The following is a 23,515-nucleotide window of genomic DNA, read 5'->3' as shown; positions in this document are numbered from 1 at the left end:
GATGAGTTCCTCATGATGAAGACGGCGAGCGCGGATGGTCGAAGATCGGCACGCGCTTGAGCGCCAGACGCAGCGCCTCGAAATGAATGCCCGCGACCGTCTTGAGCGTCATCCAGGGGAAGCGCAGCAGCAGGCGATGAAAGGCGCGTGAGGTAGCCGGTTCCAGATGCAGGCTCAGGCTGGCATCGAACAGCGAATTCTGCGCTATCCGTGCCGTATCCCCGGTGAGGGGATGGTTTTCCATGTGCAGCAACAGTTCGTCCGCGCTGGGGTCGTTGAAGCGCCAGTGATAGCGCATGCCCATCGGCATGAAGGGCGAGACATGCATGCGCTTGTCGAACTGCGCCGCCTGCATGCGACGCTGCGGGTCCGTACGGGCGGCATACAGCACGCGCTCTCCCCAGGGAATATTGGTGACCTCACCGAGCACTGCGCCCAGCTGGCCTGAGGCGTGATAGAGGTAATAGAGGCGAATCGGGTTGAAGCCGATCCCGAAGTGGCGCAGCTGGGTCAGCAGAAAGACGCGCCCCTGCGGCAATGGCGCGTGATCGCCATTGCGGGCAAGCTCGCGCTGACAGGCGGCGCGCACCCGGTCCTCGAGTGGGCCATCGACAATGTCGTGGACCGCGGCCGGCAGATGGTCACTGTCGCGAAAGGCCAGTGGCGCGGCGTGACTGGCGCTCACCAGACGCTTGCCGGCCATCAGTGCCGGCAACTCATCCAGTGCCAGCCATGCCATGGCGACGCGATAGCGAAAGGCATGCTGGCGCGGCGCAAGGCGGCGGTGGCGCAGCGTGCCATAGCCGATGCGACTGGCGGGCGCCTTCAATCGTCTGCCTCGCGAGCACCCAGTGCCTCTGCGACCCGCAGCGCGCTCCATACGCCATCCTCGTGGAATCCATTGCGCCACCAGGCACCACAGAAATGGGTGCGCCCTACTGGGCCGTCCGCCTTGGCTTGCGCGCCGGAAATCTGCGCGAAGCGCGCCTTGGCGTCCTCAGCGGCCAGCGTGAAGCGCGGGTGGTCATAGGCGTAACGGCCCAGTACCCGAGCGGGATCGATCGCGTCGCTGTCATTGAGCGTGATGCAGAAGGTCTCGCGGGGCGGGTGCTCGCGCTCATCAAGGCGTTGCAGGATGTTCATGTCGTAGGTGACGCTGGCCCGCTGGGCGTCGTCGCGCCCATCGAGGCGGTAGTTCCAGCTCGCCCAGGCCGACTTGCGCCTTGGCAGCAGCGAGGTATCGGTATGCATCACCACCTCATTGCGCTGAGTCGTGATGGCTCCCAATACCTCGCGTTCCTGCTCGCTGGCATCACCGAGCAGAGCCAGTGCCTGTGGCGCATGACACGCCATCACCACCTGGTCGAAGCGTTCACGGCGGCCATCGGCATGCTCAAGTGTCACCCCGTTGGCGTCGCGCAGGACACGACTGATCTTGCTGTTGAGGCGAATGCGCTCTGCGTAACCCTCGGTCAGCGGCGCGATGTAGGTGCGCGAGCCACCGACCAGCGTGAACCATTGTGGACGATCATTGACCGACAGCAGGCCGTGATGGCGGAAGAAGCGCACGAAGAACAGCAGCGGGAACTGCGCGATATCCGCGATGCTGGCGGACCAGATCGCCGCGCCCATCGGCAGCAGGTAATGTTCACGGAAGACCTGCGAGTAGCCATTGGCATCCAGGTAGCTGCCCAGGGTCGCGCCCTCGGCGAGCTTGCCGTTGTCCAGATCGGCGGCAGCCTGCTTGTTGAAGCGCAGGATGTCGCGCAACAGGCGATAGAAGCGCGGGCGCAACAGGTTGCGCTTCTGGGCGAACAGCGACAGCAGGGTATGGCCGTTGTACTCGAAGTCCTCGGCGGTGGTGTGCACCGAGAAGCTCATCTCGGTGGGCTGGTAAGCCACGTCGAGGCGCTCCAGCAGACGCTGGAAATGCGGGTAGGTGCGGTCGTTGAAGACGATGAAGCCGGTGTCGATGGCCCAGTCGCTGCCATCGGCGCACTGCACATCCATGGTGGCGGTGTGGCCGCCCAGGCGCTCGGCTGACTCGAAGACATGCACTTCATGCTTGCGACTCAGGTAATAGGCCGCTGACATGCCGCTGATGCCGCTGCCGATGACGGCAATGCGCTGGCGGGGTGGAGGCGCTGTCGCGTAGGTCGTTGTTGTGTTCATGCCACTCCAGAAGTAGAACGCACCATGTCGTCATGAGCAGAAGTGTGGTCGAGCCGTCGGTGCGGGCGAATCTTGTCTGTATTGCCGGGTGCGCCAGACTCTCGTGAGCCGGGCTCTGGTTCGCGAGATCAGCCGCGCGTCATGTGCAGCCCGATGCTGCGTCGCAAGGGGGCGGGCAGGATGCCCAGCAACTTGACCAGCAGCGTGAAGCGTCGCGGGAAATGGATATCGAGCCGATGACGCGCGAGTCCCGTCACGATCGCCTCGACCGCCTGATCGACAGTGACCTGCATCGGCATCGGGAAGTCATTGCGCTCGGTCAGCGGTGTCTTGACGAAGCCGGGGTGAATCACGCTGACATCGATGCCCTGGTTGTCGAGGTCCAGCCGTAGCGACTCCAGGAAGTAGCTCACTGCGGCCTTGGAGGCGCCATACGCCTCGGCTCGAGGCAACGGCAGATAGGCCGAAGCACTGGAGACCGCTGCCAGCTGCGGCCGCTCACCGCCGTCTGCCGCTGCCATGCGCAGCAGCGGCAAGGCGCTTTCGATCACATCCACGGTGGCCTGGAAATTGGTCGCGAACACGCGGTGGACCAGGTCTGCCTCGAATTCCCGTGCATCCAGATATTCGCAGGTGCCAGCGTTGAGCAGTGCAAGGTCGAGTCCACCAAAGCGGGCCTCTATCTGGCTGGCCGCCGCGCGGATGGCCTCACGGTCGGTGAGGTCGAGCGTCACGACCAGCGCTTCCCCGGGGCCTTGCTCGGCATCGGCTGCGATGGCCTCCAGCTTGTCGGCGGAGCGGGCGCTGAGGGCGACCCGGTGGCCATCTGCCAGCAGCCGGCGCGCCAGTCCTTCGCCGATGCCGGAGCTGGCGCCGGTCAGCCAGATACGTTTGCGAGCCTTTGCGGACGTCGATGTGGTTGTCGATGTGGTGCTCGAACCATGACTGGCCATTTCCCCTCCTTGGCATGTATGTGTGTGGCGTGCCTGTCTGCGTCTTCAGCCTGTGTCTGGCCGGGAGAGCCTTGCTGGCACTGACTCAGAGAACGCCGGGCGTGTCCGTATGGATGTCGTCATGCTGCTCAGTCCATGCGACGTTTCAGCAGACCGATCACGTTGCGCAGGACGGGCACCTGCTCGTAGAGCAGCTCGCCGGCATCGAAGAAGTCACGGTGATGAATGACCTTCCCGTCTCGGAACTCGAGGCGTGAGGCACCCTGCACGCTGATGTCCTTGCCCCCGTTCAGACGGGGATGGCGATAGGTCATCGTCCAGCTGAGCCAGGCAAGTCCCTGTTCATTGCCTTCATCCACAGGGCCGGCGGCTTGCTTAGGTATCGGCCCCAGCGGGTGATGGAAGACGAAGTCGATGGCGGCGACATTCATGTACAACCCTGAGAAATAGGCGTTGAGTGCTGTCAGGCCGTGGACTTCATGCAGGGGGTCGCGAAAGACGATATCGTCACTGTAGACTGATTTGAGCAGCTCTGTAGAGGTTTTGTCCAGCTTTTCGTAAAGACGACATACCCGAGTCAGGGCCGGGCTTATCTCGTCGGGTAGCGATTGCATGGCAACGCTCCTGAAGGATAGGGGGGGGGGAGCGGCCTGCTGAAGATCAGCAGGCCGCTTGAGGGGTCATTCGCTTCTGGACAGCGCCTTGAAGGTATCCAGCGCCCGCTGGCGGGCGGCCTTGTGATCGACGATCGGTCGTGGGTAGCCCGTCCGTTGACAGTCATCCGCACTGGGCTGGTGGCGCCGCTTGGCCGGCAGCTCGGCCAGCTCCGGCACCATGCTCGCGATGAACTCGCCGTCCTTGTCGAAGCGCTGGCCCTGGGTGGTCGGATTGAAGATGCGGAAATAGGGCGCGGCATCGGTGCCGGTGGAGGCCGCCCATTGCCAGCCACCATTGTTGGCGCCCAGCTCACCATCGACGAGATGGGTCATGAAGAAGGCCTCGCCACGCCGCCAGTCGATCAGCAGATGCTTGGTGAGGAACATCGCCGTCACCATGCGTAGGCGATTGTGCATCCAGCCGGTCTGCACCAGCTGACGCATGGCGGCATCGACGATGGGGTAGCCGGTGCGGCCCTCGCACCAGGCGGCGAAGCCTTCGTCATCGTCGCGCCACTGCAGGGCCTCGGTATGGCGCTGGAAGGGACGGTGGCGATTGACGCGCGGGAAGCCGACCAGGATGTGCTGGTAGAACTCACGCCAGATCAGCTCGTTGACCCAGCTGGTCAGGCCGACATCGCCATCGGCGAGGCTGCCGTTCTCTGCCAGTACGGCGGCGTAGCATTGGCGGGCCGAGATCATGCCCAGCGCCAGGTAGGGCGACAGCTCGCTGGTGCCTCGGGTGGCGGGGATATCGCGCTGCTCGTGGTAGCGGCGCGCGCGGAAGGTCAGGAAGCGTTCCAGGCGCTCCTGTGCGGCCTCTTCGCCGGCCGGCCATAGCTCGGCGTCCAGCGCTGTCGCTGGCTTGCCCTTGAGTGTCTCGGGCAGTGGCGGAATGGCGTCGCCGTGGATCTCGCGCCCCTTGGCATCGCGGGGCGTGGCTTGCACTTCAGGCGCCTCATTCAGCGCCAGACGTCGGGAATCGACTTCCTTGTGCCAGCGCTTGGAGAAGGGCGTGAAGACGCCGTAGTAATCGCCCTTGCCGGTCAGCAGCTCGCCGGGCGTGAAGGCCAGCATGTCGGTGTAGCGATGCAGGCGGACGTCGCGCTCGGCAAGCAGTTCACGGACCTGTCGGTCGCGCTCACGCTCATTGACGGCATATTCGTCATTGAAATGCAGGGCCCGGACGCCCAGCTGATCGCATAGTGCGGCCAGCGCCTGGGGCACCTCGGCGAAGGTGTCGCAGTCGAGCACCTTGAGCGGGATGTGATAGCCGGCGAGTGCCTGTTGCAGGACATGCAGGCCGCGACGCAGGAAGTCGAGCTTGTTGGCTCCGTGGCCGTGCTCGACCCACTGCGCCAGGCAGGGGGCGACGACGGCCACGACCGGGCCGCGTGCGGCGGCCTGCGAGAGAGCCGTGTTGTCATGTACGCGCAGGTCACTGCGCAGCCAGACCAGCTGCAGGGGAGCCCCCGCTGGCGCGGAGGCGGAGGAAGAGGTGGATGGTGAGTCAGATGACATCGGGGCTCCTTGGCGATCGGTGAAACCAATGCCGAGCAGGAGCCTGCGTTCAACGTGCCATCAAGGACCTCAGGCGAGCGACCGCCTGAATCGGGTCGGCTCCCAGGCCTTCGATGGGCCCGTCTACCAGCTCCTGCTGGCGAATCTGGGCGGCCGGGCCAGCGATGGCCAGCGGCACGCTCAATTGTTCTGCGACCCGCGGCAACTGACGGCGCATGACATCCGAGCGCTCTGCCTGGGTGCCGACCAGTACCACGGCCTGTGCCTGCAGGCGCTCTGCGGCCAGCGGCAGCTCCGCCAGCGGCAGTGGGCCATCCAGCAGGCTGACGTGATAGCCGGCGTCGCTGGCGACCAGCGCGAACAGCAGCAGCCAGCTGAGGCCCGGTTCTTCCGGCAGGCGCGTCAGCGTGATGTGCGGGGCGTGACGCTCCTGATTGGCAAACACCAGCCGGGCACCGATGCGCGAGCGCAGGAAGCTCTCGAAGAAGCACTGGGCCAGGCGGGTGCCGAAGGTGGCGGTGCCACGCTCCTCGAGCTGTTCGAGCAGCGGACGCCACAGGCGCTCGACCACGCTGCTGACCGGGTACAGCGCCAGACTCTGGTTGTACAGCTCGGCCAGACGCGCCTCGTCCTGGGCATCGATGGCGGCCAATGCCAGCTGCTGCTGGCCACTCCAGCTGCCTTCGTCCGGCATCGGCGTGCTTTCCGGCTGCGGCTGGTCGAGAAGCTCGCGTACCTGGCTGACAGGTACTCCGCGGTTGAGCCATTGCAGGATGTGTTCGATCCGCTCGATGTCCTCGCGGGCATACAGGCGATGCCCCTTGGGCGTACGGCGGGGCTCGATCAGTCCGTAGCGGCGTTCCCAGGCTCTCAACGTGACCGAATTGACGCCGGTCAGGCGAGAGACTTCGCGGATCGGAAACAGCGGCGAACTGGCAGTTTCCGTGGCCTTGTCAGTCATGAATGGTGTTACCTCTGGCGGTGACGAGGCATCCCGGGTGAAGCACAGGTGAGGACGACACACAGGGTAAAGTTGAAGTGTCGTCACATGGGGCGCTGTGGGATACCGGCAATGCATCTTGTGCACTAGCTGTACATGTGGGCATCAGGATGGCGCAGCCGCCAGAGCCTGACAAGAGGCAAGCTGCGTCGCATCCTCGGTGCACATGTTTTGAAGGTGCATCACAGCGCCTTCGACGCAGGAGGTCCCGTCATGAAATCGGCCGTCTAGGCGTTGTCCTGTTGCTCCACAATCTGGATCAAGGCCTCGACAAAGGCCGGATGTGCTCCCACCGGGTCAAGCAGGCTGATGGGGCAGTCGGGGTGCTGGCGCTGCGATTCTTCCAGCATGGCGGGCACGTCTTCACGCAGATGACGGCCGGCTGCGAAGAACAGCGGCAGGATGTCGATACGCGCGGCACCGTCTGCCGCCAGGGCATCGATGGTGTCGGTCAGCAGCGGGTCGCACAGTTCCATATACGCCAGGCGCGTCGGACGCTTGAGGCGGGAAGCCAGTGTGGCTTCCAGTGCCTCGAAGGGCTCGCGCCAGCGCGGGTCACGTGACCCATGGGCCAATAGAATCAAGGCGTTGTCGTGATCTGTGGATGTAGTCATGCAGCTATCCTGTGGGCGATGAGGGGTCGCGGCAGCGTATCAGCTGTCGACGAGGGTGTTGAGCAGCTGTTCGGCTACCTCGTGCCCTGACAGCCAGGCGTCCTCGACGCGTGGGCCACGCAGGGCGTCTCCGGCCAGCCATAGCCCGGATGCCCCCTGGCCGCAGACATTGTGGGCTTGGGCGTTCTGGTCACGTCCCTTCTGGACATGGCCCTTCTGTTCATCGCCATTCTGGCCGGCTGCCGCTGAGGTCTGCGGCAGTGTCTGGGTCGGATGGGCGTAACGCCAGCGATGCGCCGTGAGGGTGACCTTGCCCCGGCTCCAGCCCGGCGCCAGCTCGCGGATCTCGGGCAGTGTCTCGAAGGCCTTCCACAGCAAGGTCGCGACCTCCTGTGGCGACTTCTCCAGGTTCGCCCGGCTCCAGCCAGCGGTCGCCAGCAGGCTCAGGGTCTCCTTGGCATGTAACGGTGTCTGGCGGCCGGGGCGCGAATGCTGGCGCATCACGCAGCGCAGCGGGCCATCATCACCGCGGCTGACCAGCAACCCTTGCCAATCATCGTCGCCCCCCAGCGCGGGAAGCGGCGTCTCCAGAGTGGCCATCAGTGTCCAGGTCGGTGCCATCTCCACTCGGGCCAGCGCCTGACTCAGTGCCGGGGCAAGCGAGTCCTCGCAGAGCGCCGCCCCCTGGGCGTCGGTGCCGGCCGTGCTCAACAGGGCACGTGCCTGCGGCGCCGGCGCGCTGATCACCACGTGATCGAAGGGGCCGTGCTGATCACCGTCGCTGTCCTCGAGCCGCCAGCGCTTGTCTGACGCCGTGCCATCGTCCGCGATCAGGCGCGTGATGCGCGTTTCGCTGTGCAGGCTCGCATGGGCCGGCAGCTGTTCACTGAGGTGGCGGCTCAGGGCGCTCATGCGCGGACTGGCCACGTAGCGGGTGGAATCATCGCGCAGCCGCTGCCATTGGCTCTCGTCAGACGCCGACTTGCCGAGACTCAACAGTCTCTCACCCCAAGTTGCGACGACGCCTGCGGCCCGCCACTGCTCAAGCGCGGACTGGAAGCGTGGATCACGCGCCGTGAAGTATTGCGCGCCGATGTCGATGGGGCCTTCGCTAGTGCGGCGACTGGCCAGGCGTCCGCCGGGGCCGCGCGCCTTCTCGAATAGCGTTACCGCATGGCCCTGCGCGGTCAGTCGGGTGGCGGCAGACAATCCGGCGATACCGGCACCGATGATGGCGATGGACGATACTGGCATCTGGAGGCGACTCCTGCGCGGGCGGTGTTCTGGGGGTACGGGTCGTCATGTGACCCGACAGCAGATACGCTAAAGTTAACTTCTTGCGCATAATTGTACAATATAAGTATAGATTTATGGCGGAAGTCGGCACACTCGATGCTTCATCGCCGAGGAGGGCAACATGCGAATATTGATAACAGGTGCAACGGGGTTCGTCGGCCAGGCGCTGTGTCAGTCACTGGCCGCTGCGGGCCACTCGCTGGCGGTCGTATCGCGCCGCCCGGAGCGTGCTGAGCGCCAGTTTGCCGACCTGGGGCTGACGGTGGTCGCGGCGGATTCGTCGCTGGCCTTCAAGGATTGGCAGCCCGAAGGCATCGTCAATCTGGCGGGGGAGTCGATAGCCGGGCGGCGTTGGAGCGAGGATCACAAGCGTGAGCTGCGCCGTTCGCGGCTGGAGACTACCGAGCACCTGGTGATGCTGTGTCAGCAGTTGGCCACCGAAGGCCATCCGCCGCAGGTGATGGTGTCCGGTTCGGCGATGGGCTATTACGGCGCACAGCCCAAGGCGGGCGAGCCGGGCGATGTCGAGATAGATGAACAGGCGACGCCCCACGACGATTTCAATCATCGCCTGTGTCGCGACTGGGAAGCGGCCGCCATGCCCGTCACCGAATATGGCGTGCGACTGGCCATCATCCGCACTGGCCTGGTGATGGAGGCCGATGGCGGCACACTGGCCAAGCTGCTGACGCCCTTCAAGCTCGGGCTCGGGGGGCGGCTGGGCGATGGACGCCATTACATGCCGTGGATCCACCGCCACGACATGATTCGCATCATCGAGCGCCTGCTGGCGGATGACAGTCTCAGCGGTGCCTTCAATGCCAGCGCGCCGCATCCGGTCACCAACATGGGCTTTACCCACGCTCTGGCTCGCGGTCTGGGGCGCCCGGCGATCCTGCCGCTGCCGGCCAAGGCGCTTGAGCTGGGGCTGGGGGAAATGAGCACCCTGTTGCTGGAGGGCGCCCGCATGGTGCCGGCGCGTCTGCTGGCTGCCGGCTTCACCTTCGATTACCCGACCCTCGACGTGGCCTTCGCCGATATCCTGTCACGCAAGTGAGTCTTGGCAGCAAGGCGATGCTAGAAGGGCAGTGGCGCTTCCAGCACCAGTGGTAGGGCATCGCTGTCGCTGGCTGGCGGAATCACCAGGCGTGCCGCATGCAGCAACAGGCGCGGGCTGGCATTCAGCGCCGCGCCGCGGGCATAGAAGCCATCACCGATGATCGGGTGGCCGAGTGCCAGCATGTGCAGGCGCAGCTGGTGTGAACGTCCGGTATGTGGCGTCAGCGAAACACGGCTGGCGGCGAGGGTCTGCGACGTACCATCCGGGCGCTGGCCCGCGAGCGTCAGATGCTGCTCGACCCGATAGTGCGTCAGTGCCGACTTGCCATGCGTGAAGTCGACGATCTGACGTGGGCGGCGTGGCCAGTCGCAGCGCAGCGGCAGGGCGATGCTGCCCTCGGCGGGCGTGAGATGACCTGCCACCACGGCCACATAGCGTTTCTCGATGGTACGCGACTGGAATAGCCGCGACAGTCGCCGCTGGCCCTCGACATTGCGCGCCACCAGCAGCACCCCGGAGGTCGCCACATCCAGGCGGTGCACGGCGCGGGTATCGTCGCTCAATTGGCACAGGCGCGAATGGACACTGTCGAAGCGCGAGGGATCACGCCCCGGCACGGAGGGCAGCTCGGCCGGCTTGTCGATCGCCCACCAGTCATCGCCCGCCGCCAGCAGCGATAGCCCCACCCTTGCGACACGCTCACCTTCCTCGGCCAGGCGCTCTCCCTGCCAGCTCTGCCCTGACGCTGTCTCGTCGCTCTCTGGATATGATCTCGCCATGGGGGTGCTCTGTAGTAATGAAGCGATAGGATGAAACGAAAGGGATGAAACACAAGTGATGAGGCGTAAGTGATGGGCCGCGAATCGTGACACGCAAGCGATGGCATCGTCGCGGCCGCTGGTCGATCTGGCAAGTCCAGCGGGCCATTGTCGCTGGCGCACACGGCAAAACGCCCCACCGGCCGATGGCAGGTGGGGCGTTTCAGGTGCATCACTGACGCCTGCGGTCAGCTCAACGCTCGTGGGCATCCACGGTGACGATGACGCGCACGCTGTCCAGACGCAGACGGGTGGTCTCGATGGCACTGTCCAGCGCGGCACGCTCCTGACGCAGTGCTTCGAGCTCTTCCTCGCGCACGGCCGGGTTGTGGCTGGCCAGGGCTTCCAGGCGCGCCAGTTCGGCACTGAGCTGCTCGCGCATCTGCTGCTGGGCCTGCTCGACGATGGTCGGCAGTTCGCGCTCGGCTTCCTGCTCGGCATCGCTCATCAGCTTGCGCAGCGTGGCGTGGCTCTGCTTGATGAGGTCACGCGCGACCGCCTTCTTGACCGGCTTGAGGTTCTTGGCCAGTCCGCCGAAGGACACCTTGTCGGACAGGTTGCTGCCGGTTTCATCCAGCAGGACACGGATGGCGGTCGGCGGCAGGAAGCGGCCCAGACGCAGGCCGCGCGGCGCGGTGGACTGGGTGCGGAACACCACTTCCGTCATCAGGCGGCCACCGGGAATCGCCGGGTGCTTGAGCAGCGCCAGCGCGGTGTTGCCCATCGAGCCGTCCAGGATGCGGACCAGCATCTCGCGGACCAGCGGGTGCTCCCACGACAGATGCTGCACGTCTTCGCGTGACAGCGCGGTGGCGCGGTCACTGGTGACGCTGAAGCCTTCCTCGCCCTTCACCAGCCCCGGCAGGCCGTCGAGCATGTGCGGGCCCGGCGCCAGATAGGTGATGCCATCGCCGAGGTCCCGGCTCTCGATGCCGAAGATGTCGAAGGCGCGCTCCAGATAGCCGGGCAGCGCCTTGTCGTTGTCCAGCGTCTCGATGGCGGCGATGACTTCCTCGGCGCGCTCGTGACGGCAGGCATTGAGTTCCAGCAGGCGGTTGCGGCCGGACTGACGCTCTTCCTGCAGGGCGTCGAAGCGCTCGCGGGTCTGCTCGATGATGCTGTCGATCTCTTCGCTGTCGAGCAGGGCCTCTTCCAGCTCGTCGCCGAACTGGGTGTAGAGCTCGCTGCCGATGCCGTGCGGCGCGCTGAAGGCGTCCATGCCATCGCGGTACCAGCGCAGCAGCTGGGCGCCCGGCGAGCCTTCGAAGACCGGCACGTGGATCTCGATCGGGAACTGCTGGCCGATGCGGTCCAGGCGCCCGATGCGCTGTTCGAGCTGGTCCGGATGTACCGGCAGGTCGAACATCACCAGGTGGTGGCAGAACTGGAAGTTGCGACCTTCCGAGCCGATTTCCGAGCACACCAGCAGCTGCACGCCTTCCTCTTCGGAGGCGAAGGCCGCGGCGGCGCGATCACGCTCGACCAGGCTCATGCCCTCGTGGAAGACCGGCGCATGCACGCCGCCCAGCACGCGCAGGCCTTCGGACAGCTCACGCGCGGTATCGGCGGTATGGCAGATCACCAGCGCCTTCTCGTTGCCGAGGTCGGTCAGGGTTTCCAGCAGCCACATGACGCGCGGGTCGATCTGCCACCAGGGCTCGGCGTTCATGCGGTCATCGGGCAGGGCGCGATACATCTCGTCGAGGAACAGCACCACCTCGGGGTGGTTCATGCCGGTCTCGATCAGCAGGTCATCGAGATAGTCCTCGTCGCGCTCCAGCTTGCGCACCACGCGACGGTAGGAGGAGGGCAGCTCCAGCTCGTGGACATGCAGACGGCGCTCGGGGAAGCCTTCGACATGGGTGCGCGAGTTGCGGAACATCACGCGGCCGGTGCCGTGGCGATCGAGCAGCTGGTCACGCAGCTGACGACGCACGCTGTCGCGCTGGGCATCATCGGCATCGCTGTCCATCAGGGTGTCGAGCAGGGCGCGGCTGTCAGCGTCATCCAGCACCTCGGTGAGGCTGTCGAGACCGCTCTGGTCCGCGGGCAGCGCTTCCAGGGCGTCGATGGCGCTGGCGACAGCCACATAGCCCTGTTCCTCGGCCTTGAAGCGCTCCAGGTCGTGGTAACGCTCCGGGTCGAGCAGGCGCAGGCGTGCGAAGTGGCTCTCGAGTCCCATCTGCTCCGGCGTGGCGGTCAGCAGTAGCACGCCGGCGATCTGGCGAGCGAGGGATTCGACACAGGCGTAGCCCGGGCCGACCTTGTCTTCGCTCCAGTCGAGGTGGTGGGCCTCATCGACGATCAGCATGTCCCAATCGCAGGCGGCAGCCTGGACCTGACGCGACGGGTTGGCGAACAGCCAGTCCTGGCTGGCCAGAATGATCTGGTTGCCTTCGAAGGGGTTGCGCGTGCCGTAGGCCTTGCACTGCTCTTCGTCGAGCAGCGAGACATCCAGCGCGAAGCGGCGCAGCATCTCGACCAGCCACTGGTGGGTCAGGCTCGCCGGTACCAGGATCAGCGCACGGCTGGCGCGGCCGCTGAGCAGCAGGCGGTGAAGGATCAGGCCGGCTTCGATGGTCTTGCCGAGGCCGACTTCATCGGCCAGCAGTACGCGCGGCGCGTGACGGCGCGAGACTTCATCGGCGATGTAGAGCTGGTGCGGCACCAGATCGACCTTGGGGCCGGACAGGCCCAGTGCCGGACTCTGCTCGACACGGTGGAAGTGGCGCAGGGTGCGATAGCGCAGGTCGAACCAGTCATTGCGGTCGACCTGGCCAGTCAGCAGGCGATCACGTGCCTGATTGAACTGCATCTTGTCGTTCAGACGGGCTTCGGGAAGCTCGATGAGCTCGCCGGCATGCTCGCCGCTGCGCTCACAGATGTAGACGATCTGGCCGCGCACTTCCTTGAAGTCATCGACGATCAGCCATTCGCCATCGTCGGACTGGATGCGGTCGCCATTGCCGAAGGCCACCCGGGTAAGGGGCGCTTCGCGCAGACTGTAGGTGCGGGTTTCTTCGCTGGCAGCAAAGAGCACGGTGACGGTGCGGAAGTCGACATTGAGGATGGTGCCAAGGCCGAGATCAGCCTCGCCGTCACTGATCCAGCGCTGACCGGGAATGAAGTCGCTCATGAAGCCTCGGGGTAGGACAAAGACGGGAATCGGGAATACAGGGGCGCGGTATCTTACCGGATCAGACGCCGTGGCTTAAGCGCCTTTTCTTGCGGCGAGCGTCTTTGTCGCATCGAACGAGGCCACCGGTGTGTCGTTCTATGGCCGTGACGCCGGTAGCAGGGCGTCCAGCTGGGCGCGGCTCAGCTCGCCGATATGACGCTCGATCAGCTGTCCGTCGCCATCGAAGACGAGGGTCGCGGGCAGGCCCTGCGCCTCGGCCAGCGCCATCAGCTGCATGGCGGGGTCGAGCAGCGCGTACTCGAGCGTCAGCTGTTCGCTTTTCAGAAAGCGGGTCACCGCCAGTGTCTGCTCGCCCTGATTGGCGAGTACCACGGTGACGCCGGGTCTCTGATCAGCCTCTGCCAGCAGTGGCATCTCGCGTCGGCAGGGCGGGCACCAGGTGGCCCATAGATTGACGATCACGCGCTCGTCCTGGATGTCATTCAGCGCGACGGGGCGGCGATCCAGATGGTTGAGGGTGATGGCAGGCATCGCCTCGATGGCGGCGGCGTTGCCCAGCGGGTCGAGTTGCTTGAGGCCAAGGAAGGCGGTCAGGCCCAGGGTCAGACTGCCCAGCGCGATCACCTGGCGAATCGTGCCATGCCGGCGCAGCAGCCACAGGCTGGCCAGGGTCGCGGCCAGCATGCCGCCGAACAGGTGGTAGCCCGGTTGCCACAGCTTGAGGATATCCAGCGGTACCTGCTGATAACTTGCCCAGTGCAGCGCGACATGAGTGAGGCGCGCACCGATCACCCAGCTGACCAGCATGCGATTGAACCAGCGCGAGGGGCTCAGCGGCGGTGAATCGTGAGCGGGCGCGGTCGTGCCTCTGGCGTGCATGCGTGCCAGCAGACGAATCAGCAGCGAGAACTCGATCAGCATCACCAGGGCTGCCACGAAGGCATAGAGGCGTTCGACGGAAATCAGGGCAGGGCCCAGGGCGATGGCATCCATGCGGTTATCCTCTGGCGGTGTCCGGGGAGCGTTCGAATCAGCAGTGTCTGTCGGCCTGTATGTGGCAAGCGCTTGGCAAACGCTGGGCAGGCGCTGCAGTCGCGAGGCTCGAGTATGCGATAATCGACGGACTTCGACATCCACGCCTCGCGCACTGAGCATTGCTCTGCCGCCGAGGACGCGCCAAGGATATCCCCATGCTGTCACATCATTATGACCGTAGCCGTGCCATCGCCGTTGCCAGTCAGGCCACTGGCCTGATCGCCATCGTCGTGCTGGAAACCTGGCTTGGCGATGCCGCCCGCCCCTGGCAGGGGCTGGTGTTCGCCCTGATGCTGGCCTTCGGTCTCGGCCTTGCCCTGCGCAGTTACTACCTCAAGCAAAAGGCCCGCCGCGACCGAGAGCGCGCTGGACGCGAGCGGGCCCGCAAGGCGAGTGACACCTGGATGTCCGATTGAGGCAGGCGAGCGACTCAGTAGCTCTGCAGTCGGTAGCCTTCACGCTCCATGCAGTACTTCAGCAGCGTCTGTTTCTCGTTGTCTGACTTGTCAGTCAGGCCAAGTTCGTACTGGCAGCCGGCCCAGGTGTTGTGAGCCTCCGTGCTGTTGGCGCCGGGCTTCTCCCATTGGGTACGGGTAGAGGCGCAGGCGGAGAGCAGAGAGGTGAGCAGCAGGGACAGCATGGCAAGGCGCAGTGTGTGCATGTGGCATCCTGAGGGATGTAAGGCGTTGGAGGGGAGTTTGTCACTGGACAGCATGAGCCGCAGGAAAACCTTCCAGCATCAAAAAAGCCGCTGATCAGTGATCAGCGGCTTTTTCAGATATCTGGTCGGAGTAGCAGGATTCGAACCTACGACCTCTGCCTCCCGAAGGCAGCGCTCTACCAAGCTGAGCTATACTCCGATGCGTCGTGAGCTTGTCTCGACGGAGGTGAATTATACGCAGGTAGCTTTGCTTTGCAAGCCCTTGAGGTCAAAAAGTTTTATCTGAGTCTCAGGGGGCAATCCCGCTGTCGAGAAGCACGCTTCTCTTCACCTCGTCCTGCCGGCGCTTCTCGCCATGTTGGCGGCGGTCTTCTGCTGCCATGATCGACTGACCGACGACCTGCCAGGCAGGCCATCGTCATGCGCATATCAGGCCTGGCGGCCGACACTCAACAGCGCGATGCGCTCGAGGCTGTCGCGGAATTCGCTCTCCGGCAGCGCCTTGAGCTCATTCAGGGCGTTATCGGCCATTTCCTGAGCGCGGCTGCGGGTATAGTCGAGGCCGCCCGTGAGGCGCACCACTTCCAGCACCTCGTCGAGCTGCTCCAGCCCACCCTTCTCGATGGCGCCGCGCACCAGGCTGGCCTGAGCCGGACTTCCGACCTGCATGGCGCGAATCAACGGCAGGGTCGGCTTGCCTTCGGCCAGGTCATCACCGACGTTCTTGCCCATGGTCTCGGCATCGCCCTGATAGTCGAGCAGATCATCGATCAGCTGGAAGGCGAGGCCCAGGTAGCGGCCATAGTTCTGCAGCGCGCTGACCTGTGCCGGCGTGACAGTGTCGTCGGTTTCCCTGGCCAGAATCGCGCCGGCATGGGCGGCCGCCTCGAACAGCATGGCGGTCTTGCCGTGGATGGTCTCGAAGTAGGCGGCCTCATCAATGTCGGCATTGCCGATATTGGTCAGCTGCAGGACTTCCCCTTCGGCGATGGTGCAGGTGGCGGCGGAGAGAATCGCCATCACGTCCATCGAGCCGACTTCGACCATCATCTGGAAGGAGCGCGAATAGAGGAAGTCACCGACCAGCACCGACGGCGCATTGCCCCAGGTGTCATTGGCGGTGGAACGGCCGCGGCGCAGGCTGGATTCATCCACGACATCATCGTGCAGCAGGGTCGAGGTGTGCATGAACTCGATCAGCGCGGCCAGATGAACGTGTTTCTCGCCTTGATAGCCGAGTGCGCGGGCTGCCAGCAGCACCAGCACCGGGCGCAGGCGTTTGCCACCACTCTGGATGATGTACTGACCGATGGTCTGGACCAGCGGCACGCGCGACTCGAGCTGCGCGAGGATAGTGCGGTCGACGGCGGCGAAGTCATCTGCCACTGCCGCGTGAAGGGTCGATGCGTCGGCTTGCATGAGATCGTCGTGCCCGTAGCGAGAGGTGAGGCCGCCGTGGCGTGCCGTTTGGCGGTAATGCTATGGGGCACCCCTATGGCCGTCAAGGCGTGCACCCGCGCAAGGACGCTGGCTGGCGGCCGATTGGTCGCGTAAACCTTGACATTGCTTGTCGGTCGCGGCACGTGGCGCTATAATACGCGGCCGTGACTCATCCCGCTCCCTGTCAGATGGCTCCAGAAGGGGCGCCACTCGCAGCAGGCCACCCAAGAGCACACCCTTGATGAGTCCGATGGAGAGAATCATGTACGCAGTTATCAAGAGCGGTGGCAAGCAGTACCGCGTTCAGGAAGGCCAGACCCTGAAGCTCGAGAAGCTTGAAGTCGCGACTGGCGAAGCTATCCAGTTTGACGAAGTCCTGATGGTCGCTGAAGGCGACGACATCAAGGTCGGCGCTCCGCTGGTGGAAGGTGCCAAGGTTTCTGCCGAGGTCGTGTCTCACGGCCGTGGCGACAAGGTCACCATCATCAAGTTCCGTCGCCGGAAGCACTCCATGCGTCGTGCGGGCCACCGTCAGTGGTTCACCGAAGTCAAGATCACTGGTATCTCTGCTTAATTGCAGCGCTACCCACCATAGGAGAATTATCCAATGGCACATAAGAAGGCGGCGGGCTCTACCCGCAACGGTCGCGATTCTGAATCCAAGCGCCTTGGTGTGAAGCTGTTCGGTGGCCAAGCGGCTATCGCCGGCAACATCATCGTGCGTCAGCGCGGCACCCGTTTCCACGCTGGTACTGGCGTCGGCATCGGCAAGGACCACACTCTCTTCGCTCTGGCCGACGGCCACGTGAAGTTCGAGACCAAGGGTCCGAAGAACCGCAAGTTCGTCAGCATCGTTTCTGCCTGAAACGTCTGACAGCTTACGCAGACTGGACGATGCCCCGGTATCGTGGGACGGTCTGCAAGGAAGCCCCGCTCAGGCGGGGCTTTTTTGTCGCATGACGGCCCGGGTCGTCGTCAGGAGAGAGCAGCATGCAGTTCCTTGATGAAGCGTCGATCATTGTAGAGGCCGGACGTGGCGGCAATGGTTGCCTGAGTTTTCGCCGTGAAAAATACGTGCCGCGCGGTGGTCCCGATGGGGGCGACGGCGGGCACGGCGGCAGTGTGTACCTGATCGGGGATGATTCCCTCAATACCCTGATCGACTTCAAGTTCCAGCGCTACTATCAGGCAGAGAGCGGCGATGCCGGTCAAGGCCGCCAGATGGCAGGCAAGGCGGGTGAGGACCTGATCGTCAAGGTGCCGGTCGGCACCACCGTGATCGACGAGGAAACCCTCGAGATCATCGGCGACGTGACGGAGATCGGCCAGTTGGTACTGGTCGCGCAGGGTGGACGTCGTGGACTGGGCAACATCCACTTCAAGTCTTCCACCAACCGCGCGCCGCGTCAGACTTCCAAGGGGACCTGGGGCGAGCGCCGCAACCTGCGTCTCGAGATGAAGGTGATGGCGGACGTCGGTCTGCTCGGCATGCCGAATGCCGGCAAGTCGACGCTGATCCGCGCCGTCTCCGCCGCCAAGCCCAAGGTCGCCAACTACCCGTTCACCACCCTGGTGCCGAACCTCGGTGTCGTGAAGATCGGTAGCCACCAGCACTTCGTGATGGCCGATATTCCCGGTCTGATCGAAGGCGCGGCGGATGGTGCCGGCCTGGGCCTGCGTTTCCTCAAGCACCTGACACGTACGCGCCTGCTGCTGCACGTGGTGGATATCGCTCCCTTCGACGAGAGCGATCCGGTGCATGCGGTCGAGGCGATCCTCAAGGAGCTGGAGAACTTCTCCTCGGCACTGACGGAGCTGCCCCGCTGGCTGGTGATCAACAAGGTCGACCTGCTGGCGGAAGAGGATCGTGACGCGATGGTCAAGGACCTCGTTGAGCGTCTGGGCTGGGAAGGCGAGCTGTTCGTCGTCTCCGCGGCCAGCGGTATCGGCACCCAGGAGCTGGTGCAGGCCGCGCACCGCTGGCTGGGCGAGCAACGCCTGCAGCTGGTGGAAGATCCGGAAGCTGCCGAGGCACATGCCGCCCTGCTGGCGCGCATGGAGAACGAGTCGCTGGAGCGCGCTGAAGAGCGCCTGACACGTCGCAAGCGCAAGAAGGATGACGAAGAAGAGGACGATGACGACTTCAATGACGACGATTACGACGTCGAAGTCGAATACGCGCCCTGAGGTCTCAGTTCGTCCGGTGGCTGTCCTGAGCGGCAGCCACCGAGTGACGAGCGACCCGCTTCGCGATTCACGCCCCGCCCCGAACCTCATGGTCTCGCGGCGGGGCGTTTTCGTTGTCGGGGCCGGCGAGGAGTGATGACAGCGGGCTGGCGGGAGCAGACAATGGCAAGCAGAGAGGCAGGGCCTGCCGGCGAGGGATGACATGACAGGAGAGAGCGCGGTGTCGGAGCAGAAGGTGGCGGAAGTGGCGGAGCTGGGCAGTCAGACGGGGCGCGAGGCCTTGGCCAGTGCACGACGCGTGGTGGTCAAGATCGGCAGTGCGCTGCTGACCGACGACGGCCGCGGGCTGGATGATGCCGGCATCGGTCGTTGGGTCGATCAGATCGCGGCGCTGCACGCGCGGGGTGTCGAGGTGATCGTGGTGTCCTCCGGGGCGATCGCCGTCGGCATGTCGCGGCTGGGCTGGTCAGCTCGCCCCAGCGGCGTGCATGAGCTGCAGGCGGCAGCGGCGGTCGGTCAGAACGGCCTGACCCAGTGTTATGAAGAGCATTTCCATCGTCATGGCCTCACCACGGCGCAGATTCTGCTGACCCACGACGACCTCTCCAACCGCAAGCGCTACCTGAATGCACGTTCGGCGCTGCGCACCCTGGTCGACCTGCGGGTGGTGCCGGTGATCAACGAGAACGACACCGTGGTCACTGATGAGATCCGCTTCGGCGACAACGACACCCTCGGCGCGCTGGTCGCCAACCTGCTCGAGGCCGATGCGCTGTTGCTGCTCACCGATCAGGAAGGCCTCTATGATGCCGATCCGCGTCATGACCCGGCGGCCAGCCTGATCGAGGAAGCCCAGGCCGATGACCCGATACTGGTCAAGGTGGCCGGCGGCGGCGGTTTGCTCGGGCGTGGCGGCATGGCGACCAAGGTGCGCGCGGCGCGTCTCGCGGCGCGCAGTGGCGCATTGACCGTGATCGCTTCTGGCCGTCAGCCCGAGGTCATCACCCGGCTGGCTTCCGGTGAGCGCTTCGGCACGCTCCTCTTGCCGGAGCATGCGCCGATCGCGGCGCGCAAGCGCTGGATCGCGGGGCAGTTGCAGGTGCGCGGCACCCTGACGCTGGATGCCGGCGCCGTCAATGTGTTGACCACGCGTGGCTCCAGCCTGTTGCCGGTGGGCGTCAGGAAGATCGATGGCGCCTTCAAGCGCGGTGATCTGGTGCAGTGTGTCGATGAATCCGGCCAGCGCATCGCCAAGGGCCTGGTGAATTACAGCGCCGAAGATGCCGGACGGATTCTCGGCCTGCCCAGTCATCAGATCGAGGCGACGCTGGGCTATATAGAGGCGCCGGAACTGATCCACCGCGATAACCTCATCGTGCTGTAAGGCGCATGAGGGCTGCCTTCGGGGCAGGTGTCGGACTGGTGATATGTGGGCGGGTCGTGCTAGACTCTGCCGTCCTGTCGGATGCTGGTCCGCTCCGATGGCGAAGGTTTGGCGGGGCTTCCACGCCAAGTCGCTGATTTCTCGAGGTTCCATGCGTCAAGTATCGAGCACGAGAAATGACGGGACCCGCTGTCGCCTAGCGACAATGTCTTCCAAATTCCAGTTCATGAGTACGCGCCTACGGGTGGACTCATAAGGAGCATCAAAGTGGCAAACTCCAAGCAAGCTCGCAAGCGCGCTCGTCAGGCTGAAGTCCGTCGTCAGCACAACTCCGCACAGCGTTCCGCCGTGCGCACCAGCGTCAAGAACGTGCTGAAGGCCGTCAAGACTGGCGACCACGCTGCGTCCATGGCCGCTTTCAATGTCGCGCAGAAGGTCCTCGACCGTTACGCCGACAAGGACATCCTGTCCAAGAAGAAGGCTGCTCGCGTCAAGAGCCGTCTGAACGCACGCGTCAAGGCACTGGCTGTCTAAGACGCATGTGTGTGAAAAAACCGGCTTCGGCCGGTTTTTTTGTGTCTGTCTGTCGAGTGGATGACATCGGTGTCAGGTCAGGGAAGCGAGAGGGGTGTCAGGGTGAGCAAGCCGCAGGATGAGTCGCCCACAGGCGAGCAGGAAGTCAGAGGAGAAGATGGCAGGGCCGAGGCCGCCGCGCAGTCCGCTTCACAAGCAAGTGCCCAGGGCGAGACCCGCTCGGGCGACAGTCTGCCGGTGCGGGGTGGTCTGTTGCGCTCGGGGTTGATCGTCAGCGTGATGACGATGCTGTCGCGCGTGCTTGGGCTGGCGCGCGATGTGACCATCGCATCACTGCTGGGCGCCGGCAGCGGAGCGGATGCCTTCTTCGTTGCCTTCAAGATCCCCAACTTCATGCGCCGCCTGTTTGCCGAGGGTGCCTTCAACCAGGCCTTCATCCCGGTGCTGTCGGAGTATGCGACTCGCCGGACGCGGGAGGAGGTCCGTGAGTTGCTGGATGCCGTCAGCGGCAGTCTTGGCATCGTACTTGCGTTGATCACCGCGGTCGCGATGCTGTGCGCGCCCTGGCTGGTGTGGGTCTTCGCGCCCGGGTTCGGTGACGATGCCGGCAAGCTGGCGTTGACCGGTGACATGCTGCGCCTGACCTTCCCGTATCTGCTGCTGATCTCGCTGACCGCTTTTGCGGGTAGCGTGCTCAATACCTGGAATCGCTTTGCGGTGCCGGCCATCACGCCGGTGCTGCTCAATCTGAGCCTGATCGGCGCGGCGCTGTTGCTGGCCCCTCGCTTCGAGACACCCGCCATGGCGCTGGCTTGGGGCGTGTTGATCGCCGGTGGCGTGCAGCTGCTGTTCCAGGTGCCGTTCCTGCTGCGGCTTGGCCTGATGCCCAAGCCATGGCCGAATTTCGCCCATGAGGGCGTGCGCCGCATTCTCAAGTTGATGACCCCGGCGTTGTTCGGTGTCTCGGTGTCGCAGATCAATCTGCTGCTGGATACCGTGCTGGCCTCGTTTCTGGTCACCGGCAGCGTGTCGTGGCTCTATTACTCCGACCGTCTGGTCGAGCTGCCGCTGGGCATCATCGGCATCGCCATCGGGACGGTGATTCTACCGGCGCTCTCCAAGCGCCACGCCGAGCAATCGCTGGAGCACTTCCAGAAGATGCTCGACTGGGCGCTGCGCTCGGTACTGTTGATCGGGGTGCCGGCGGCGCTGGCGCTCGGCGTGCTGGCCGAACCCCTATTGATCACGCTGTTCCACTACGGCGCGATGACCGACAACGATGTGGTGATGTCGGCCCAGAGCCTACGTGCCTACAGCTTCGGTCTGCTGGCCTTCATGTTGATCAAGGTGCTGGCACCGGGCTTCTATGCGCGTCAGGACACGAAAACGCCGGTCAAGATCGGTATCATCGCGATGGTCGCCAATATGGCCTTCAACCTGGCGCTGATCGTGCCGCTGGCGCACGCCGGGCTCGCGCTGGCCACGGCGCTGTCGGCCTTCCTCAATGCGGGCCTGCTGGCACGCGGCCTGTATCGTGACGGCGTGCTGCGCTTCCAGCCCGGTTGGGGACGCTATTCGCTGACCCTGATCGGGGGTTGCGCCCTGATGGGCGGCGGCTTGATGTGGCTGTCGCCGGACTGGACCACCTGGCTTGGTTGGGGGCTGTGGGAGCGCTGTGCGATGATGGGAGCGCTGGTCGTCGGTGGTGTGCTGGCCTATGCGGTGTGGTTGGGGCTGTGCGGTGTCCGCCCGCGCCATTTCCGCATGCAGAGCTGAGTCTGCTGCCCGGGTGCCACGCAGGTTGGCGCCCCCGGTTCCAGCTGTTTTCTCCCTGGTGGGGCAACGGTGGCTGTCAGCGCCGTGCCCCTTCGCTATAATCGACCACTTTCGGCGGCTTGTGTGATGCACGCATGGACTTGATCAGAGGACTCCACAATCTCGCCCGCCTGCGCAAGCAGGATGGCAGTCGCGGCTGTGTGGCCACCATCGGCAATTTCGATGGCGTGCATCTCGGCCACCAGGCGATTCTGGAGCAACTTCGCGAGCGCGCGGCGGCTTATGGTCTGCCCGCCACGGTGGTGGTGTTCGAGCCGCAGCCGCGTGAGTTCTTCGCGGGTGACAAGGCGCCGCCGCGGCTGACGCGTCTGGCGGACAAGGTGCGTCTGCTGGGCAGCCATGGCGCCGAGCGCGTACTGTGTCTGCCTTTCAATGAGACGCTGCGTTCGCTGTCGGCACGTGAGTTCATCGAGCAGGTGCTGATCGATGGGCTCGGCGTGCGTCATCTGGTGGTCGGTGACGACTTCCGCTTCGGTTGTGATCGCGCCGGAGACTTCGCGCTGCTGGAGCGCATCGGCGCCACCGAGGGATTTGCGGTGGAACATACCCGCACCTTCGAGATCGCCGACGAGCGGGTTTCCAGCACTCGCGTACGCGAGGTACTGGCCGCCGGTGACATGGCGCTGGCCGCCCGGTTGCTTGGGCGTGCTCACCACTGGCAGGGGCGCGTGGTCGCGGACCGCCAGCTGGGTCGCACGCTGGGCGTGCCGACTGCCAACCTGCCGCTGCCGAATGCGCCGCTGGCGGTCTCCGGCGTCTACGCGGTGATGGTGCACCTTGCCGACGGCCGCGACTGTCCGGCGGTGGCCAACATCGGTTGGCGCCCGACGGTCGGCACGCCGCGGCCGGTGCTCGAGGTCCATCTGCTGGACTTCGCGGAAGACCTCTATGGCCAGCCGATGCGCGTCAGCTTCTGCGCCTTCCTGCGCGGTGAACAGCGCTTCGATGGCCTGGAAGCCCTCAAGGCCGCCATCTACGCCGATATCGCCCTGGCGAAGCGCTTCTTCGCGCTGGCCGCGGGCGAGGCGCCTGCCGGTGATGAGCAGGCGTTGCTCGATTGCATGACCTCGATGGCTGACCTGCCGCTGGCCAGCCGTCCGCTGAGCGCACTGATGACGGATGCGCCGACGGCACCCTTACACGGCACTGCTGAGGTGTCTGATTCCACAGCTCGGGAAGCTCAGGCTTCCCGCCCCCACGACGGCTGAC

Annotated in this window: 22 protein-coding genes and 1 tRNA gene; 9 read left to right on the top strand and 14 right to left on the bottom strand. The window is 64.7% G+C overall.

All coding sequences use genetic code 11. The features are described from left to right. Positions 1–10: 10 nt before the first annotated feature. The 8 genes from NH396_RS15255 to NH396_RS15220 all read right to left on the bottom strand — a co-directional run bounded on the left by NH396_RS15255 (position 11) and on the right by NH396_RS15220 (position 8,170). Positions 11–829 carry a DUF1365 domain-containing protein gene (locus NH396_RS15255; RefSeq protein ID WP_253064741.1) on the bottom strand — a complete coding sequence of 273 codons (819 nt, stop codon included), beginning with the start codon at positions 827–829 and terminating at the stop codon, positions 11–13. Next, positions 826–2,172 carry an FAD-dependent oxidoreductase gene (locus tag NH396_RS15250; RefSeq protein ID WP_176678163.1) on the bottom strand — a complete coding sequence of 449 codons (1,347 nt, stop codon included), beginning with the start codon at positions 2,170–2,172 and terminating at the stop codon, positions 826–828. Before NH396_RS15250 ends, NH396_RS15255 begins: the two co-directional genes overlap by 4 nt. A 128-nt stretch (positions 2,173–2,300) precedes the next feature. Continuing rightward, positions 2,301–3,125: an SDR family NAD(P)-dependent oxidoreductase gene (locus tag NH396_RS15245; RefSeq protein ID WP_176678162.1), complete on the bottom strand. Its 825-nt coding sequence runs from the start codon at positions 3,123–3,125 to the stop codon at positions 2,301–2,303. Between the two features lie 128 nt (positions 3,126–3,253). Continuing rightward, positions 3,254–3,739 carry a nuclear transport factor 2 family protein gene (locus tag NH396_RS15240; protein WP_176678161.1) on the bottom strand — a complete coding sequence of 162 codons (486 nt, stop codon included), beginning with the start codon at positions 3,737–3,739 and terminating at the stop codon, positions 3,254–3,256. Between the two features lie 66 nt (positions 3,740–3,805). Then, positions 3,806–5,302 carry a deoxyribodipyrimidine photo-lyase gene (gene phrB, locus NH396_RS15235; RefSeq protein ID WP_176678160.1) on the bottom strand — a complete coding sequence of 499 codons (1,497 nt, stop codon included), beginning with the start codon at positions 5,300–5,302 and terminating at the stop codon, positions 3,806–3,808. 49 nt (positions 5,303–5,351) lie between these two features. Beyond that, on the bottom strand, positions 5,352–6,263 hold the full coding sequence (locus tag NH396_RS15230) for a MerR family transcriptional regulator (protein ID WP_043335996.1): 912 nt from the start codon (positions 6,261–6,263) through the stop codon (positions 5,352–5,354). Between the two features lie 266 nt (positions 6,264–6,529). Next, positions 6,530–6,916 carry a CbiX/SirB N-terminal domain-containing protein gene (locus NH396_RS15225; protein WP_175090323.1) on the bottom strand — a complete coding sequence of 129 codons (387 nt, stop codon included), beginning with the start codon at positions 6,914–6,916 and terminating at the stop codon, positions 6,530–6,532. 39 nt (positions 6,917–6,955) lie between these two features. Further along, complete coding sequence (locus tag NH396_RS15220; protein WP_176678159.1) at positions 6,956–8,170, bottom strand: FAD-dependent oxidoreductase; 1,215 nt, start codon at positions 8,168–8,170, stop codon at positions 6,956–6,958. A gap of 163 nt (positions 8,171–8,333) precedes the next feature. On the opposite strand from NH396_RS15220, the gene NH396_RS15215 reads away from it, so the two are divergent. Then, positions 8,334–9,269, top strand: coding sequence for a TIGR01777 family oxidoreductase (locus NH396_RS15215; protein ID WP_176678158.1), 936 nt, complete (start codon positions 8,334–8,336; stop codon positions 9,267–9,269). 20 nt (positions 9,270–9,289) lie between these two features. Here the strand turns inward: NH396_RS15215 and NH396_RS15210 are convergent, their stop codons facing one another. The 3 genes from NH396_RS15210 to NH396_RS15200 form a co-directional block, all read right to left on the bottom strand. Beyond that, complete coding sequence (locus tag NH396_RS15210; protein ID WP_176678157.1) at positions 9,290–10,051, bottom strand: RluA family pseudouridine synthase; 762 nt, start codon at positions 10,049–10,051, stop codon at positions 9,290–9,292. Between the two features lie 232 nt (positions 10,052–10,283). Continuing rightward, positions 10,284–13,226, bottom strand: coding sequence for an RNA polymerase-associated protein RapA (gene rapA, locus NH396_RS15205; protein ID WP_176678156.1), 2,943 nt, complete (start codon positions 13,224–13,226; stop codon positions 10,284–10,286). Between the two features lie 138 nt (positions 13,227–13,364). Continuing rightward, the gene (locus tag NH396_RS15200; RefSeq protein ID WP_176678155.1) at positions 13,365–14,222 is read right to left on the bottom strand and encodes a TlpA disulfide reductase family protein; all 858 of its coding nucleotides are present in this window, start codon (positions 14,220–14,222) and stop codon (positions 13,365–13,367) included. Between the two features lie 197 nt (positions 14,223–14,419). Between NH396_RS15200 and NH396_RS15195 the strand changes: the two genes are divergently transcribed. After that, complete coding sequence (locus NH396_RS15195) at positions 14,420–14,680, top strand: hypothetical protein (RefSeq protein WP_176678154.1); 261 nt, start codon at positions 14,420–14,422, stop codon at positions 14,678–14,680. Between the two features lie 14 nt (positions 14,681–14,694). On the opposite strand, the gene NH396_RS15190 is transcribed toward NH396_RS15195, so the two are convergent. The 3 genes from NH396_RS15190 to ispB form a co-directional block, all read right to left on the bottom strand. Further along, complete coding sequence (locus NH396_RS15190; protein WP_077373415.1) at positions 14,695–14,925, bottom strand: hypothetical protein; 231 nt, start codon at positions 14,923–14,925, stop codon at positions 14,695–14,697. Between the two features lie 122 nt (positions 14,926–15,047). Beyond that, positions 15,048–15,124: transfer RNA gene (locus tag NH396_RS15185), tRNA-Pro, on the bottom strand. Between the two features lie 230 nt (positions 15,125–15,354). Further along, positions 15,355–16,344 carry an octaprenyl diphosphate synthase gene (gene ispB / locus NH396_RS15180; protein WP_107335841.1) on the bottom strand — a complete coding sequence of 330 codons (990 nt, stop codon included), beginning with the start codon at positions 16,342–16,344 and terminating at the stop codon, positions 15,355–15,357. A gap of 283 nt (positions 16,345–16,627) precedes the next feature. On the opposite strand from ispB, the gene rplU reads away from it, so the two are divergent. The 7 genes from rplU to ribF all read left to right on the top strand — a co-directional run bounded on the left by rplU (position 16,628) and on the right by ribF (position 23,514). Then, positions 16,628–16,939 carry a 50S ribosomal protein L21 gene (rplU, locus tag NH396_RS15175; RefSeq protein ID WP_043335971.1) on the top strand — a complete coding sequence of 104 codons (312 nt, stop codon included), beginning with the start codon at positions 16,628–16,630 and terminating at the stop codon, positions 16,937–16,939. Positions 16,940–16,972: 33 nt separating this feature from the next. Then, the gene (rpmA, locus tag NH396_RS15170) at positions 16,973–17,230 is read left to right on the top strand and encodes a 50S ribosomal protein L27 (RefSeq protein ID WP_043335969.1); all 258 of its coding nucleotides are present in this window, start codon (positions 16,973–16,975) and stop codon (positions 17,228–17,230) included. A gap of 125 nt (positions 17,231–17,355) precedes the next feature. Next, on the top strand, positions 17,356–18,552 hold the full coding sequence (gene cgtA, locus NH396_RS15165; RefSeq protein WP_176678153.1) for an Obg family GTPase CgtA: 1,197 nt from the start codon (positions 17,356–17,358) through the stop codon (positions 18,550–18,552). Positions 18,553–18,754: 202 nt separating this feature from the next. Continuing rightward, positions 18,755–19,936, top strand: a complete 1,182-nt coding sequence (proB, locus tag NH396_RS15160; RefSeq protein ID WP_176678152.1) for a glutamate 5-kinase — start codon at positions 18,755–18,757, stop codon at positions 19,934–19,936. A gap of 267 nt (positions 19,937–20,203) precedes the next feature. Next, positions 20,204–20,470, top strand: coding sequence for a 30S ribosomal protein S20 (gene rpsT / locus NH396_RS15155; RefSeq protein ID WP_077373420.1), 267 nt, complete (start codon positions 20,204–20,206; stop codon positions 20,468–20,470). Positions 20,471–20,707: 237 nt separating this feature from the next. Then, complete coding sequence (gene murJ / locus NH396_RS15150; protein WP_366071744.1) at positions 20,708–22,246, top strand: murein biosynthesis integral membrane protein MurJ; 1,539 nt, start codon at positions 20,708–20,710, stop codon at positions 22,244–22,246. A 134-nt stretch (positions 22,247–22,380) separates the two neighbouring features. Next, positions 22,381–23,514 (top strand): bifunctional riboflavin kinase/FAD synthetase, encoded by a 1,134-nt coding sequence (gene ribF / locus NH396_RS15145; protein ID WP_176678150.1) that lies wholly within the window; start codon positions 22,381–22,383, stop codon positions 23,512–23,514. Position 23,515: the final 1 nt, after the last annotated feature.

This window comes from Cobetia sp. Dlab-2-AX, from assembly GCF_024124625.1.
In the GTDB taxonomy this organism is placed as follows: domain Bacteria; phylum Pseudomonadota; class Gammaproteobacteria; order Pseudomonadales; family Halomonadaceae; genus Cobetia.
Note: the sequence above shows the minus strand (reverse complement) of the source record. Positions and strands in the feature narration are given on the sequence as shown.

Coding starts and splice junctions, on each gene's coding strand:
- NH396_RS15195 (WP_176678154.1), top strand. CDS start 14,420: ATGCTGTCACATCATTATGACCGTAGCCGTGCCATCGCCGTTGCCAGT.
- ribF (WP_176678150.1), top strand. CDS start 22,381: ATGGACTTGATCAGAGGACTCCACAATCTCGCCCGCCTGCGCAAGCAG.
- rpmA (WP_043335969.1), top strand. CDS start 16,973: ATGGCACATAAGAAGGCGGCGGGCTCTACCCGCAACGGTCGCGATTCT.
- NH396_RS15210 (WP_176678157.1), bottom strand. CDS start 10,051: ATGGCGAGATCATATCCAGAGAGCGACGAGACAGCGTCAGGGCAGAGC.
- NH396_RS15245 (WP_176678162.1), bottom strand. CDS start 3,125: ATGGCCAGTCATGGTTCGAGCACCACATCGACAACCACATCGACGTCC.
- ispB (WP_107335841.1), bottom strand. CDS start 16,344: ATGCAAGCCGACGCATCGACCCTTCACGCGGCAGTGGCAGATGACTTC.
- NH396_RS15190 (WP_077373415.1), bottom strand. CDS start 14,925: ATGCACACACTGCGCCTTGCCATGCTGTCCCTGCTGCTCACCTCTCTG.
- NH396_RS15240 (WP_176678161.1), bottom strand. CDS start 3,739: ATGCAATCGCTACCCGACGAGATAAGCCCGGCCCTGACTCGGGTATGT.
- NH396_RS15220 (WP_176678159.1), bottom strand. CDS start 8,170: ATGCCAGTATCGTCCATCGCCATCATCGGTGCCGGTATCGCCGGATTG.
- NH396_RS15215 (WP_176678158.1), top strand. CDS start 8,334: ATGCGAATATTGATAACAGGTGCAACGGGGTTCGTCGGCCAGGCGCTG.
- rapA (WP_176678156.1), bottom strand. CDS start 13,226: ATGAGCGACTTCATTCCCGGTCAGCGCTGGATCAGTGACGGCGAGGCT.
- rplU (WP_043335971.1), top strand. CDS start 16,628: ATGTACGCAGTTATCAAGAGCGGTGGCAAGCAGTACCGCGTTCAGGAA.
- NH396_RS15200 (WP_176678155.1), bottom strand. CDS start 14,222: ATGGATGCCATCGCCCTGGGCCCTGCCCTGATTTCCGTCGAACGCCTC.
- NH396_RS15250 (WP_176678163.1), bottom strand. CDS start 2,172: ATGAACACAACAACGACCTACGCGACAGCGCCTCCACCCCGCCAGCGC.
- cgtA (WP_176678153.1), top strand. CDS start 17,356: ATGCAGTTCCTTGATGAAGCGTCGATCATTGTAGAGGCCGGACGTGGC.
- phrB (WP_176678160.1), bottom strand. CDS start 5,302: ATGTCATCTGACTCACCATCCACCTCTTCCTCCGCCTCCGCGCCAGCG.
- NH396_RS15230 (WP_043335996.1), bottom strand. CDS start 6,263: ATGACTGACAAGGCCACGGAAACTGCCAGTTCGCCGCTGTTTCCGATC.
- NH396_RS15225 (WP_175090323.1), bottom strand. CDS start 6,916: ATGACTACATCCACAGATCACGACAACGCCTTGATTCTATTGGCCCAT.
- proB (WP_176678152.1), top strand. CDS start 18,755: ATGACAGGAGAGAGCGCGGTGTCGGAGCAGAAGGTGGCGGAAGTGGCG.